Annotated in this window: 10 protein-coding genes; 7 read left to right on the top strand and 3 right to left on the bottom strand. The window is 73.3% G+C overall.

What is annotated here, in order from left to right; translation table 11 throughout:
• Positions 1-2: 2 nt before the first annotated feature.
• Positions 3-1,670, bottom strand: coding sequence for an extracellular solute-binding protein (locus tag O7601_RS21285; protein WP_281562850.1), 1,668 nt, complete (start codon positions 1,668-1,670; stop codon positions 3-5).
• A gap of 194 nt (positions 1,671-1,864) precedes the next feature.
• Between O7601_RS21285 and O7601_RS21280 the strand changes: the two genes are divergently transcribed.
• The 7 genes from O7601_RS21280 (at position 1,865) to O7601_RS21250 (ending at position 11,618) form a co-directional block, all read left to right on the top strand.
• On the top strand, positions 1,865-3,082 hold the full coding sequence (locus O7601_RS21280; RefSeq protein ID WP_281562849.1) for an ROK family transcriptional regulator: 1,218 nt from the start codon (positions 1,865-1,867) through the stop codon (positions 3,080-3,082).
• A gap of 255 nt (positions 3,083-3,337) precedes the next feature.
• Positions 3,338-5,782 carry a glycoside hydrolase family 3 C-terminal domain-containing protein gene (locus tag O7601_RS21275; RefSeq protein WP_281562848.1) on the top strand — a complete coding sequence of 815 codons (2,445 nt, stop codon included), beginning with the start codon at positions 3,338-3,340 and terminating at the stop codon, positions 5,780-5,782.
• Positions 5,783-5,796: 14 nt separating this feature from the next.
• Positions 5,797-6,852: a LacI family DNA-binding transcriptional regulator gene (locus tag O7601_RS21270; protein WP_281562847.1), complete on the top strand. Its 1,056-nt coding sequence runs from the start codon at positions 5,797-5,799 to the stop codon at positions 6,850-6,852.
• Positions 6,849-9,047, top strand: a complete 2,199-nt coding sequence (locus tag O7601_RS21265; protein WP_281562846.1) for a glycoside hydrolase N-terminal domain-containing protein — start codon at positions 6,849-6,851, stop codon at positions 9,045-9,047. The genes O7601_RS21270 and O7601_RS21265 overlap by 4 nt, the downstream gene beginning before the upstream one ends.
• Positions 9,048-9,101: 54 nt before the next feature.
• Positions 9,102-10,238, top strand: a complete 1,137-nt coding sequence (locus O7601_RS21260) for a hypothetical protein (RefSeq protein ID WP_281562845.1) — start codon at positions 9,102-9,104, stop codon at positions 10,236-10,238.
• Between the two features lie 164 nt (positions 10,239-10,402).
• Positions 10,403-10,996, top strand: coding sequence for a pyridoxamine 5'-phosphate oxidase family protein (locus O7601_RS21255; RefSeq protein ID WP_281562844.1), 594 nt, complete (start codon positions 10,403-10,405; stop codon positions 10,994-10,996).
• Positions 10,997-11,276: 280 nt separating this feature from the next.
• Positions 11,277-11,618 (top strand): RNA polymerase-binding protein RbpA, encoded by a 342-nt coding sequence (locus tag O7601_RS21250; RefSeq protein WP_046564157.1) that lies wholly within the window; start codon positions 11,277-11,279, stop codon positions 11,616-11,618.
• Positions 11,619-11,671: 53 nt separating this feature from the next.
• On the opposite strand, the gene O7601_RS21245 is transcribed toward O7601_RS21250, so the two are convergent.
• On the bottom strand, positions 11,672-12,211 hold the full coding sequence (locus O7601_RS21245; RefSeq protein WP_281562843.1) for an FxsA family protein: 540 nt from the start codon (positions 12,209-12,211) through the stop codon (positions 11,672-11,674).
• A gap of 137 nt (positions 12,212-12,348) precedes the next feature.
• Positions 12,349-13,128 (bottom strand): polyprenol monophosphomannose synthase, encoded by a 780-nt coding sequence (locus O7601_RS21240; RefSeq protein WP_281566998.1) that lies wholly within the window; start codon positions 13,126-13,128, stop codon positions 12,349-12,351.
• Positions 13,129-13,164 lie beyond the last annotated feature (36 nt).

Genomic DNA, 13,164 nt, shown 5'->3' with positions numbered 1-13,164 from the left:
GCTCACCGGCCGTTGTCGGCGAGCGCCTTCTCGAAGAAGGCGCGCCCCTCCTCGCCGCCGGAGTCGAGGAACTCCTTGCGGACCTGTTCAAGGTCGCTGACCGGGCGGCGGCCCCGCACAATGTCGCGGATCTTATCGTCGGTCGGCTGGATGATCTTCGACCAGTTCGCCGGCAGTTCCAGCTTGATCCCGGCGAACAGGTCCTTCTCCATCGAGTCCAGGTGCTTGCGGTAGTAGCCGATGTAGTCCTGCACGTAGTTCGGGGTGTCGCCGCTGCGCACCTTGACCGGCACTCGGCCACCGATGTGGGTGTACTGGGCGCCGAGTTCCTTACGGCCCAGCTCGGTCGGGGCCGGTGTGCCGTCGGCGGCGCGGGTGAAGTGTTCGCCTTCCGCGCCGTACTCACGCAGCTCGAACTCCCGGCTGCCGAAGGGCGCAGCACACCAGTTGAGTACGCCGAGCAACTCCTCGACCCGCTCGGGAGCGAGATCCTTTTTCAGGAAGGTGTAGAAGACCGGCTTCTCGCTGCCCCAGATGACCGGTTGGGCGCCGCTGGCCCCGAAGACCGGCAACGGCTGCATGTCGAAGGTGGGCAGTTCCTTGACCCGTTCGCTCTGCATGCCCTGCCAGGCGCCGAGCCCGTCCTGATACATCAGGATCTTCCCGGCCTTGAACAGCTGCTTCTCGTCGGCGCCCTTGCTGGCCACCGTCTCCGGATGCACCAGTCCCTCGTTGAACAGCCGCGCGGTGAATTCCAATGCGGCGGCGAACGCCGGGTTCTCGAACTTGTGCTCCAGGCCGCCGTCGGGCTTCTTGCGCCAGGTCTGCTGGCAACCGAAGAACTGCTGGACCATCTCGAAGACGCTGCCGAAGGCCCACACCCCTTTGGCCGGGTCGGTGGCCTTCTTACCGAACTCGTACAGTTCATCGGGATTGGTCGGCGCGGCCAGGCCGGCCGGAGCGAGCAGGTCCCGTCGGTGGAACAACGCGTAGGCGAACGGACCGTCGGTGGGAAACGGCACCGCGTACAGTCGCCCGCCCCACACCGAGTACTCCCAGGCGCCGGTCGGCAGCGAGGCCAGGTACGGGTATTTGGCGGCGGCGTCGCCCTTGAGGTGATCGGTGAGGTCGGTGAACAGCGCCTTGACCGCGTCGGAGAACCGGGCGACCTTGTCGATCTCCCAGTTCGGCGCGCTGAGCAGATCGGGCACGTCGCGGGCCCCGAGCATGGCATTGAGCTTGTCGGCGTAGGTGTTGCCGTCCTGCAGGCTCGGCTCCACCTCGACGCCGAGCCTGCCGTTGACCGCCGCCAGGTAGGCGTTGCGGCCCAACGGCGGTGGGGCCGGTCCCCACCAGGGGCTCATGGTGCGGATCGGCGGGCCGCCGCGACCAGGTGCCTCGGTGACGGCGTCGACCAACTGGGTGGGGTAGTTCAGGTAGCCGTCCGGGATCGGCCCTTCGCCGGGGATGTCGGGCTTGAGCAGCTCGACCCGCTGGTAGGTGGGCAGGACCGAGCGGATGGCGTCGGCGCCGGTGGCGCTTCCCTGGCTGCCGGCCTCCTTGCTGCACCCGGCCAGGGTGGTGCCGCCGACGGTCGCGGCGACGCCGAGGCCGAGCAGCCGCAGCATGGTCCGTCGGTCGGTGGATGCGCTCGGCAGGGAAGGCTTCACGGCGCACTCCCTTCGTTGTCGGTAACGGTTTGCGGAGCTGAACGCTCGGGCTAGGATTAGTTGGGGTTCTAGCCGAACAAACTAATCGACGGTGATCCGTCCCACAAGACAGAGCTGGCGGCCTGGTCGGTCCTGCCAGCGCGGTACGCGATGATGGACGCGCGCCGCGACACGGCGCAGGGAGCGGGCAGATCGTGATCAGCATCCACAACGAACCGCAGCCGACCGACCTCGGTGACGTACGCGTCGCCAACCGTGCGGTGGTGCTGCGGCACGTCCGCCTGCACGCCCCCTGCTCCCGCGCCGACATCGCCGCCCGCACCGGCCTGAACAAGGCCACCGTCTCCAGCCTGGTGACCGAGCTGATCGACCAGCGGCTGGTCCGCGAGACCGGGCTCACCGAGAACCGGGTCGGCCGACCCGCCACCATGCTGGTCCTCGACGGTGAGCCGTACGCCGCGCTGGGCCTGCAGGTCGGCCCCGACGAGCTGGTGGCCGTCGCCATCGACCTCGGCGGCAACCGGCTGCTGACCTGGCGGCGGGCCTTCGCCGCGACCACCGTGCCCCCCACCGAGACGCTGCGCGCCCTGGCCGCGCTGGCCCGGCGCGCGGTCGGGCGGGTCACCGCCCAGGGCCGCACCGTGCTGGGCCTCACCGTCGGCGTGCCCGGACTGGTCGACCCGTCCGGCGCGGTGCCACTGGCCAGCGCCCTGGGCTGGCGGGACGTGCCGGTCGCGACGGAACTGCGCGCCATCCTGCGGGATCCGGAGTTCGCCGTCACGGTCGACAGCGTCGCCAACCTCGCCGCCCTCGCCGAGCAGCGGCACGGCCCGTACGCGGGCACCACCGACCTGGTTCACCTGACCGGCGGGCTCACCGTCGACGCCGGCATCATCGCCGCCGGACGGCTGCTACGCGGCGGGCGCGGCTTCGCCGGGGCTGTCGGGCACCTGTCGCTGGAACCGACCGGGCCGTCGTGCGCCTGCGGCGCCCACGGCTGCCTGACCGCCCTGGTCGGCCTGCCCGCCGTGGTACGCCGGCTGCTGCCCGACGCCGAGGCCGACGGTCCGGTGCTCGACTATCTGCCGGAGTTGACGCGGATCGTGGCGCTGGCCCGGCAGGACGACCCGGGCGTGTGCAGCGGCCTGGCCGAGGTCGGCCGGCACCTGGGCCGCGGTGTCGCCGTTCTGGCCGACCTGCTCAACCCGGAGACGGTCGTGCTCGGCGACCATCTCGCCACCCTGGCGCCCTGGCTGCTGCCGGCGGCCCGCTCGGAGTTGGCCGCCCGCGCCCACACCCCGGGCGCCGGCGGCTGCCGGCTGGAAGCCTCCACCCTGGACACGGCCGCCGCGCTCGGCGGCGCCACCGCCGCCCTGGCCACCGTCGAGGCCGGACGGCTGCCCGTGCACTGAGCCGGCGGGCAGCGTCTCCGATCGATGCCAGCTCGGCCGGTCGGAGTCTTGACCCGACCCGCCCCAGGTGCCAACCTCGAAGCGAGCCGCTCCGCACGGGCACCCGGGGCGGCTTGCTTTCCACGGTTTGTCGAAGCGCTTCGCCAGCGTCCGGGCCGACGACCGTCACCCCACCATGACCTGCGAGGCCGCTCGGCCATCCGCCGTCGAAGCGCTTCGACCTCCGGCGCGCCGGGCACTGGAAGGCGATCCACCATGACCGACCGCACCATGCCCCCGATCCGGGACCGGGTCGACGACCTGCTGACCCGGCTCACCCTGCCGGAGAAGATCGGGCTGCTGCACCAGTGGCAGGCCCCCGTCCCCCGGCTCGGCCTGCCCGGCTTCCGCACCGGCACCGAGGCGCTGCACGGCGTCGCCTGGCTCGGCCCGGCGACCGTCTTCCCCCAGGCCGTCGGCCTGGCCAGCAGCTGGAACCCCGACCTGGTACGCGCCGTCGGCGACGCCGTCGGCGCCGAGGTACGCGCCAAGCACCACGCCGACCCGCAGCGCGTCGGCCTCAACGTGTGGGCGCCGGTGGTCAACCCGCTACGCGACCCCCGCTGGGGACGCAACGAGGAAGGCTGGTCGGAGGACCCGTGGCTGACCGGCCGACTCGCCACCGCCTACGCCGAAGGACTCCGTGGCGGGCATCCGCAGCGGCTGCGTACCGCCCCCACGGTCAAGCACTTCCTCGGCTACAACAACGAGACCGACCGGGCCACCACCTCCAGCGACCTGCCACCGAGGGTGCTGCACGAGTACGAACTGCCGGCGTTCCGCGCTCCCCTCGCCGCCGACGCGGCGGTCGCCGCGATGGCCGCCTACAACCTGGTCGACGGGGTGCCGGCGCACCTGAGCCCGCTGATCGACGCTGAGCTGCGCCGGTGGGCGCCCGGCGAGGTTCTGGTCGTCGGCGACGCGGGGGCGGTGAGCAACATCGCCGGGGTGCAGGGCCACCTGCCCGACCACGTCGAGGGGTTCGCCGCGGCGCTACGCGCCGGGATCGACAGCTTCACCGAGGACGACGCCGACAGCGCACCCACCCGCCGGTACCTCACCGAAGCCCTGAACCGTGGACTGATCACCGAGTCCGACGTGGACCGGGCGGTCCGCCGGGTGCTGACCGTCCGGCTGCGCCTGGGCGACCTCGATCCACCACACACCGACCCGTACGCCGCGACCGGCCCGGAGGTGATCGACTGCCCGGCGCACCGCGACCTGGCCCGGTCAGCCGCCCGGCAGTCCGTCGTGCTGCTGCGCAACCGTGGGCTGCTGCCGCTCACGCCCGGCCTGCGGATCGCGGTGCTCGGTCCGCTCGCCGACACCGTGCACACCGACTGGTACAGCGGCACCCTGCCGTACGCGATAAGCACCGTCCAGGGGTTGGCGCAGCGGCTGCCTACGGTAACCACCCATGCCGGCGCCGACCGGATCACGTTGCGGGTGGGTGACCGTTACGTGCAGTGCAGCGACGAGGCGGGGGGCGGCCCGCTCAGCGTCGGCGTCGACCCGGCCTCGTTCGACGTGTTCGACTGGGGTCGGGACACGATCGCGTTGCGGGCCGTCGGCAACGGCCGCCACGTCGGCGTCGACGACGACGGCGCACTGGTCAACGACCGGCCGGGTCCCGGCGGCTGGGTGGTCCGGGAAACCTTCCAGTTCGACCCGCTGCCCGACGGCACCGTGCTGCTGCGCCACCTGGCCACCGACCGGTACGTCACCGTCGACGAACACGGCCGGCTGCGAGTCGACGACGACCGGAGGGCCGCCACCGGCTTCGGCATCGACGTGGTCTGCGACGGCGCGGCCCAGGCCGCCGAGCTGGCTGCCGCCGCCGACGTGGCGGTGGTGACGTTGGGTAACCACCCGATGGTCAACGGACGCGAGACCGAGGACCGCCGCGACCTGGCCCTGCCGGCCCGGCAGGAGGCGATGCTGCGTGCCGTGCACGCCGCCAACCCGCGCACCGTGCTGGTGGTGACCAGCAGCTACCCGTACGCCCTGGGCTGGGCGCAGCGGCAGCTGCCGGCGGTGCTCTGGTCGGCCCACGGCGGGCAGGAACACGGTCGTGCCCTGGCCGAGGTGCTGCTCGGCGACGTCGACCCCGGTGGCCGGCTCACCCAGACCTGGTACGCCGACACCGCCGAACTGCCCGACCTGCTCGACTACGACGTGATCGGCGCGGACTCCACCTACCTGTACTACCGGGGTGAACCGCTGTACCCGTTCGGGCACGGCCTGTCCTACGCCGAGTTCGACTACCGCGATCTGCGGCTGAGCGCCACCTCCGTCACCGTCGGCGAGGACGTCGAGGTGAGCGTGGACGTCACCAACACCAGTGACCGCCCCGGCGTGGAGGTGGTGCAGCTCTACACCCGGCAACGGCGCTCCCGGGTGAAGCAGCCCCTGCGGCAACTGCGCGACTTCGCCCGGATCGTCCTCGCCCCCGGCGAGCGGCGCACCGTCACGCTGCGGCTGCACACCGCCGAGCTGAGCTGGTGGGACGCCGACGCGGGCAGCTTCGTGGTGGAGGACGCCACCCACACCGTGCTGGTCGGGCGGTCCGCGACCGACGTGCGGCTGGTCGGCGCCGTGGCCGTACGCGGTGAGCCGCTGGCACGCCCGACGCGGCCGCACGCCACGAGCGGGGTCCGGTGAGCGGGCGGGGCCGGGTGCCTACCGGTCAGCCCACCATCGCCGACGTGGCCCGGCACGCCGGCGTCGCGGTGAGCACCGTGTCGTACGTGCTCAGCGGCAAGCGGGCCATCTCGGAGCTGACCCGCAACCGGGTGCTGGCAAGCGTCCGCCTGCTCGGCTACCACCCGAACGCGGGCGCGCGGGCCCTGGCCAGCCGACGCGCCAACGTCATCGCGTTGGTGCTGCCGCTGCGTTCAGGCATCCAGGTGCCGGTGGTGATGCAGTTCGCCACGGCGGTGGTGACCTCCGCCCGTGGTCACGACCACGACGTGCTGCTGCTGACCTCCGACGAGGGCCCGCAGGGGTTGCACCGCATCGCCGCCGGCGCCCTGGTCGACGGGGTGCTGGTGATGGACGTGGAGCTGCACGACGTGCGGGTGCCGCTGCTGCGCGGACTGGGTCGGCCCAGCGTGCTGATCGGGCTGCCCGCCGACACCAACGGACTGACCTGTGTGGACCTGGACTTCCACCGGGCCGGCCAGGTCTGCGTGGAACATCTGGCGGGGCTGGGACACCGCCGCATCGCGCTGCTCGGCGCCCCGGCCGCCGTCTACGACCGGGGCACCGGATTCGCCCACCGCACCCGGGCGGGCGTGGTCGAGGCGGCTACCCGGCACGGTGTCGAGGCGGTCACGCTGCCCTGCGAGGAGAACGCCGCCGAGGTGCACGCCCGGGTCGTCGAGCTGTTCGCCCGGCAACCGGAGCTGTCCGGCCTGGTGGTGCAGAACGAGGCGGCGGTCGGCCCGGTGCAGGCCGCGCTGGCCGCGTTGGGCCGACGGGTGCCCGATGACGTGTCGGTGGTGGCTGTCTGCCCGGACCAGTTCGCCGAGCACGCCAGCCCGCGCCTGACCTCGGTGCCGGTGCCGGCCGAGGAGATCGGCAGGCAGGCCGTGTCGCTGCTGATGCGGAAACTGCGCGACGAGCCGACCCCGCAGGTGACGCTGCTGCAACCCCGGCTGACCGTCCGGGACAGCACGGCCACGGCGATCGGCGTCCCGACGGCGTACGACGGCCGGGCGGCGGCCCGGTGACCGGTCCGGTTCACCAGATCTGGGACACCGCCCCGGCGGCCGGCTGGCAGGACGCCATGCTCGCCGGCAACGGCGAGTACGGGATCATGGTGCACGGGCGGCCGTGGGCCGAACGCATCGTGGTCAACCATCACCGGTTCGTGCTGCCCAACGGCACCCACGACGTCCAGCCTCCACAGTTGGCCGCGCTGCTGCCCCGGATCCGGCGGTTGATCCTGGCCGACCGGCGCGCGGAGGCGAGCCGGCTGCTGGCCGGTGACGGCGTGCTGCGCTGGACGCAGTCGTTTCATCCCGGCTTCGTCCTCACCGTCGACGCTGACGGCGGACCGGTGCGCGACTACCGCCGGTACACCGACTTCGACACCGGCGAGGTCGTCGTGCGGTGGGCCGGCGGAAGCCGCCACTCGTTCGTCTCACGTACCGACCGGCTGATCGTCACCCGGCTCGACATGGGGGTCTGCCGGGTCGGGGTGACCGGCGAGCTACCCGGCCGCCCCGCCGCACTGCGCTACGCGGTGTCGGCGTACCGCCGCGACGGGCTGGTCTTCCTGCGGGTGCGGGCGCGCTACCCGACGGTCGGCGCCGCGTACGGCTTCGAGGGGTTGACCCTGCTGCGCGGCGCGGTCGAGATCGACGGCGACGAGGTACGCGTCGACGGGCCCACCCTGCTGGTGACGGTACTCGACCGGCCGCGCAGCCGGTGGCGTACCGGCGCGTTGCAGCGTCGGCTGACCGGCCACCGCGACGCCCGCTACGGTGACCTGCTCGACCGGCACACGGCCCGGCACACCCCGGCGTACCGGCGCGTCGAACTGGACCTGGCGGTGCCCGCGACGCAGCGGGCGTTGCCGGTCGGTGACCTGCTGGCCCGGCAGGCCGCCAACCCGCGCACGCTGGACGCGGCGCTGCTGGAGCGGCTGTTCCACGCCGGGCGTTACCTGCTGCTCAGCGCCAGCGGGGTGCTGCCGCCCCGGCTGACCGGGCTGTGGCTGGGTTCGTGGGACGCCGCCTGGGCCGGCGACTTCACCACCGACGCCAACCTCAACCTGCAACTGGCCTCGGCCAACCTGGCCGCCCTGCCGGAGGTCACGCAGGCACACGCCCGGCTGGTACGCGCCCAGGTCGAGCACTGGCGACGCAACGCCCGCGCGATCTACGGGGCGCGCGGGCTGCTGGCACCCAGCCGCACCGACGGCGAGCACGGCCACCTGTTCCACCTGCATCCGGACTGGCCGTTCGCGGCGTGGCTGCCGGGCGCGCACTGGCTGTTGTTCCCGCTCTACGAGCGGCATCTGGTGACCGGGCAGCCGTTGGGTGAGGTGGCGGGTTGGCTGGTGGAGGTGGCCGAGTTCTTCGCCGACGTGCTGACCCGCACCGGCGACGACGGGACGTGGGGTTTCGTGCCGTCGTACTCGGCGGAGACCGGGCCGCTGGACGCGTCGGGCACGGCAATGCACGTGGCGGTCAACGCCACCATGGACATCGCCGCGGCGCGGCACGCCTTCACGGTGGCCGCCGCGCTGACCGGCGAGCGGCGGTGGACGCGGTTGGCGGCGCGGCTGCCGCCGTACCGCCTCGATGCCGACGGCGCGTTGACCGAGTGGGCCTGGCCCGGTTACCGGGCCGACGAGAACCACCGCCACGTCAGCCACCTGTATCCGGTGTGGCCGCTGGACGAGATCAACCCCGAGGACACGCCGGAGCTGGCCGCCGCCGCGCACCGGGCGTTGCGTCGCCGGGGCGAGGAGAACCTGTCCGCGCACGGCAGCCTGCACCGGGCGCTGGCCGCCGCCCGGCTGCACGACGGGCCACTGGTCGAGGCGAACCTACTCAAGATCGTCGGCAACGACATGTTCTTCCGGTCGCTGCTGAGCGCACACAACCCGGGTCGGGTCACCTACAACGCCGATGCCGCGCATGCCCTGCCGGCGGTGCTGATCGAGGCGCTGGTGCAGGGGCGGCCCGGTCGGCTGCGGCTGCTGCCGGCACCGCTGCCGGGGCTGCCGCGCGGGACACTGCGGGGGGTGCGCTGTCCCGGGCGGGTGACCGTGGAGGAGTTGGCCTGGCGGCCGGGTGCGGTGCGGGCCCGGCTGGTCTCGGCGGTCCCCCGACGGCTTCGGGTCCGCAGCCCGTACGGCGAGACGGTGCGGCAGGTGGCCGCCGGCGAGTCGATCGAGGTGTCGTTCACCGGGTAGCCGGCGCCGCGACCCGGTTGGCGGCGCTGGGCGGGGCACTAGACTGCCCGCTCGATGGACGTTGAGTCGACTTCCGCCGCCGACACCCGCCCCTGCGCCCACTGTGGGCGCGACGTGCCGCAGCGGGCCGGTGCGGGCCGCCCGTTCCGGTACTGCCGGGACAACGACGGCGCCTGCCAGCGGGCCTCCCGTAACAGCCGCATGCGGCACCGCAACGCCCCGGGCCTGCCCGGGCAGGTGGCCCGCACCTGGGAGGCGGTGGACCGGCTCGACCAGATCGTGGCCACCCTGACCGAGGCGTTGCACGCCGAGTTGTCCCCGGCCGGAGTGCAGCGGCAGCTGTCGCAGCTACGTGCGGACACCGCCGGGGAGATCGCGGCGGCGCAGACCGAACGCGACGAGGCGCTGCGGGCCGCCGAGGACGCCGCGGCCCAGGCCGAGCGGCAGCGTCGGCAGGCCCAGGCGGCGATCGTCGAGCGCGACGCCGCCCGCGACGAGGCCGCCCGCGCGACCGAACAGGCCACCTCGGCGACCCAGCGGACGCAGGATGCGCAGACCGCCCGGGACGAGGCGCGGCGCGAGGCCGCCGCCGCGCAGGCGTTGCGGGCGCAGGCCGAGGCGGACCGCGACGCCGCCCGCGCCCAGGTGGCGTCGGTACGCGCCGACCTGACCGCCGAGCGTCGTCGCAACGATGACCTGGTCGCCGAACGCGACACTGCCCGCACCGAGGCGCACCGGGCCGCCACCGCCACCGCCGCGGCAATCGCCGAGGCCGACCGGCTCCGAGCCGACTTGGACCAGACCCGTGCCGCGACTGAGCAGGCCCGGACGGAGGCTGAGCAGGCCCGGACGGAGACGGCCTCGGCTCGGGCCGAGGCCGAACGGGCGGTGCAGGCCCGGGCACAGGCCGACGCCGACCGCGAGCAGGCCCGGACGCAGGCCGAGGCCGAGGCCGAGCGGGCCCGGCAGGCCGGTGAGCAGCAGGCGGCGCTCGCCGCCCGGGCCGACCGGTTGGGCGCGGAGCTGGCCGGCGTGCGGGCGACGCTCAGCGCCGCCGAGCGCCAGGTGAGCGAGCTGACGGTACGCCTGCACGCCACCGAGGCCGACCGCGACGATGCCCGCGAGCGGGTGGCGCAGCTCGCCGCGAAGGTAGCCGACCTGGCCACCTCCCTAACCCGATCCACCCCCTAACCCGATCCACCCCCACCCCCCACCCCCACCTGGCGCGCCGATCATGCAGTTGTGGCACCCCAGGAAACGCTCCATCCAAACAAACCGACTGCCATAACTGCATGATCGGCGCGCGTGACGGCGGGGTGGCGGGTGGGGTGGGTGGGGTGGGGGAGGATGGCGTTATGGGTAAGACGCATGAGCGCATCGAGGGGCGGCTGCGGGAGTTCATCGAGGCACAGCCGATGTTCTTCACCGCGACCGCGCCGCTGGCCGGCGACGGCACCGTCAACCTCTCCCCGAAGGGCCTGCGTGGCTGCCTCGCGGTGCTCGACGAGCAGACGGTGGCCTATCTGGACTTCGCCGGCAGCAACGCCGAGACCATCGCCCACCTGCGGGAGAACGGCCGGATCACGCTGATGTGGTGCGCCTTCACCGGCCCGCCCAACATCGTGCGGGTACACGGCCGGGGTGAGCCGGTGTTCCGTGACGATCCCCGCTTCCCCGACCTGCTGACGCACTTCCCGGACATCGACACCACCACGCACGGCCTGCGGGCGATCATCGTGGTGCACGCCCGGCTGATCCGCGACACCTGCGGCTACGCGGTACCGCTGATGACCTACGACAGCGACCGGGATCTGCACGCCCGCCGTTTCGCCCGGGAGGACGACACGTCGCTGGACGCCTACTTCGCCGGCAAGGACGACATCGCCACCAGCATCGACGGCCTGCCGGGGCTGCCGTTGCCGCTGCCGCCGACGCCGCGGACCGGCTGACGGGCCGCACGCGCCGTGTCACACCAACGGGTGCCCGCCCGGCGCGTCGAACCACCGCGGTGACGGACGACGACCCGGGACGGTTACCATGCCCGCTGGCGGTGACGGTCCGCCGACACGACCCGGCCGGGACGACCCCGCCGGGCGCACGTCATGGCCGGCTACCCTGGACTGCGCACCCGGGTGTGCGGGTAGCCGAGGCGCGGGGAGCGGGAATGGCCCGGCGCAGACGGACCGTTACACCGATAGGACCTGCACCACCGAAGAGGGGAAGTCGATCATGGGCGAGCGTATGCTGCGCGGAAGCCGGCTGGGCGCGGTCAGCTACGAATCCGACCGCAACACGGAGCTCGCGCCGCGGCAGACCCGCGAGTACCTGTGCGCCAAGGGTCACCAGTTCGAGGTGCCGTTCGCCGTCGACGCCGAGGTGCCGACCACCTGGGAGTGCAAGTTCGACGGGAGCGTGGCCCGACTGGTCGACGGCAGCGAGCCGGAGCAGAAGAAGGCCAAGCCGCCGCGCACCCACTGGGACATGCTGCTGGAGCGGCGTTCGATCGCCGAGCTGGAGGACATCCTGGCCGAGCGGCTGCAGGAGGTCCGCACCCGCCGCGGTCGCGCCTGACCCGTCACGGCAACGGCGCCCCCGGAACTTCCGGGGGCGCCGTTTCGCGTACGTCAGCGCGGCTCCACGATCTCACCCTCGATGGCCTCGCCCGGCACCGCCGGACGCGCCGGAGACGGCGGCGTCGGGGCCTGCGGCGGCGGAGCCTGCCCGGGCTGCTGCGGCCCACCCCGGTACACCCGCACCCGGCGGGGACCGAACAGATCACCGGCGGTCATCGACGACACCCGACGCTCGGCGGCCCGCTGCACCCCACCCCGGGTCAACCGCCGCACCGGCGGCACCAGCAGCAACAACCCCACCAGGCCACTGACCAGCCCCGGGGCCGCCAAAAGCAGCGCGCCGAGCAGCCCCACCAGCCCGTCGGTCACCTGCCGACCGGGCGGCCGACCCGACTGCGCCGCCTCCCGGAAACCCCGCCACGCCCGAACACCCTCCCGGCGCAGCAACACCAGACCCAGCAGCGAGGCCGCGAACACCAGCAGCGTCGCCGCACCGAACCCGAGCGTCCGACCGACCACCACGAACACGGCGATCTCCACGGCCACGGACACCAGCAAAGCCAACGGTACGAACCTCAGTGCTCGGCGCATATCACCCCAACCGCCTCACGGCGCCTCGTCGTGTCGGCCCCGCCCCGGCGGCGCAGCCGTCCCGTTCGTCCAGCATGACACGCCACCCGCTCAGCGCGTGTCCGAGGAGGCTCGCCGGTAGCGGGCCGAGTCCGCCCTCAGGGCCACCGCGCCTGCCCGGCCGTGGCCGCGTGCAGCCCACGCCGCACCGCCGTACGCCGGTCGCGCACCGCCCAACCGGTGATCCGCCACAGCGCCTCCACGACGATCAACGGGCTCATCTTGCTCGCCCCGCGTTCCCGCTCGGCGAACGTGATCGGCACCTCCACGATCCGCGCACCCGCACGATGGGCCAGCCGGGACAACTCCACCTGGAACGAGTAGCCCTGCGAACACACCGAATCCAGGTCCAGGGCATCCAACACACCGGCCCGGTAGACCCGGTAGCCGCCGGTGGCGTCGGCCACCGGCATACCCAACGCCAGGCGCGCGTACAGGTTGCCGCACCGCGACAACAGCAGCCGCCGCAGCGGCCAGTTCACCACCCGGGCACCCCGGGTCCACCGCGACCCGATCACCACGTCGGCGTCGCGGGCCGCCGCCAGCAACGCCGGCAGGTCCTCCGGGGCGTGTGAACCGTCGGCGTCCATCTCCACCACCGCGTCGAAGCCACGCCCCCGCGCCCACGCGAACCCCGCCAGGTAAGCCGCGCCGAGCCCCTGCTTGCCCTCCCGGTGCAGCACGTGCACCCGCCGGTCGGCGCGGGCCAGGCCCTCGGCGATGTCGCCCGTGCCGTCGGGACTGTTGTCGTCGGCGACGAGAATCTCCACCTGCGGCGCGGCAACACGGACCCGCCGCACGATCCCGGTGACGTTGTCGGCCTCGTTGTAGGTGGGGATGACCACCAGCACCCGACCCACGCCGGGCACCCCGGTCATCACCGGACGGATGTCGGTTCCGTGTACCACCGCTGC

Source organism: Verrucosispora sp. WMMD573, assembly GCF_027497175.1.
GTDB lineage: Bacteria > Actinomycetota > Actinomycetes > Mycobacteriales > Micromonosporaceae > Micromonospora.
This window is presented reverse-complemented; position numbering and strand designations above follow the sequence as displayed.

Excerpts from the sequence above, each read along its gene's own strand:
- O7601_RS21275 (WP_281562848.1), top strand. The coding sequence starts at position 3,338 with ATGACCGACCGCACCATGCCCCCGATCCGGGACCGGGTCGACGACCTG.
- O7601_RS21260 (WP_281562845.1), top strand. The coding sequence starts at position 9,102 with ATGGACGTTGAGTCGACTTCCGCCGCCGACACCCGCCCCTGCGCCCAC.
- O7601_RS21255 (WP_281562844.1), top strand. The coding sequence starts at position 10,403 with ATGGGTAAGACGCATGAGCGCATCGAGGGGCGGCTGCGGGAGTTCATC.
- O7601_RS21250 (WP_046564157.1), top strand. The coding sequence starts at position 11,277 with ATGGGCGAGCGTATGCTGCGCGGAAGCCGGCTGGGCGCGGTCAGCTAC.
- O7601_RS21245 (WP_281562843.1), bottom strand. The coding sequence starts at position 12,211 with ATGCGCCGAGCACTGAGGTTCGTACCGTTGGCTTTGCTGGTGTCCGTG.
- O7601_RS21240 (WP_281566998.1), bottom strand. The coding sequence starts at position 13,128 with ATGACCGGGGTGCCCGGCGTGGGTCGGGTGCTGGTGGTCATCCCCACC.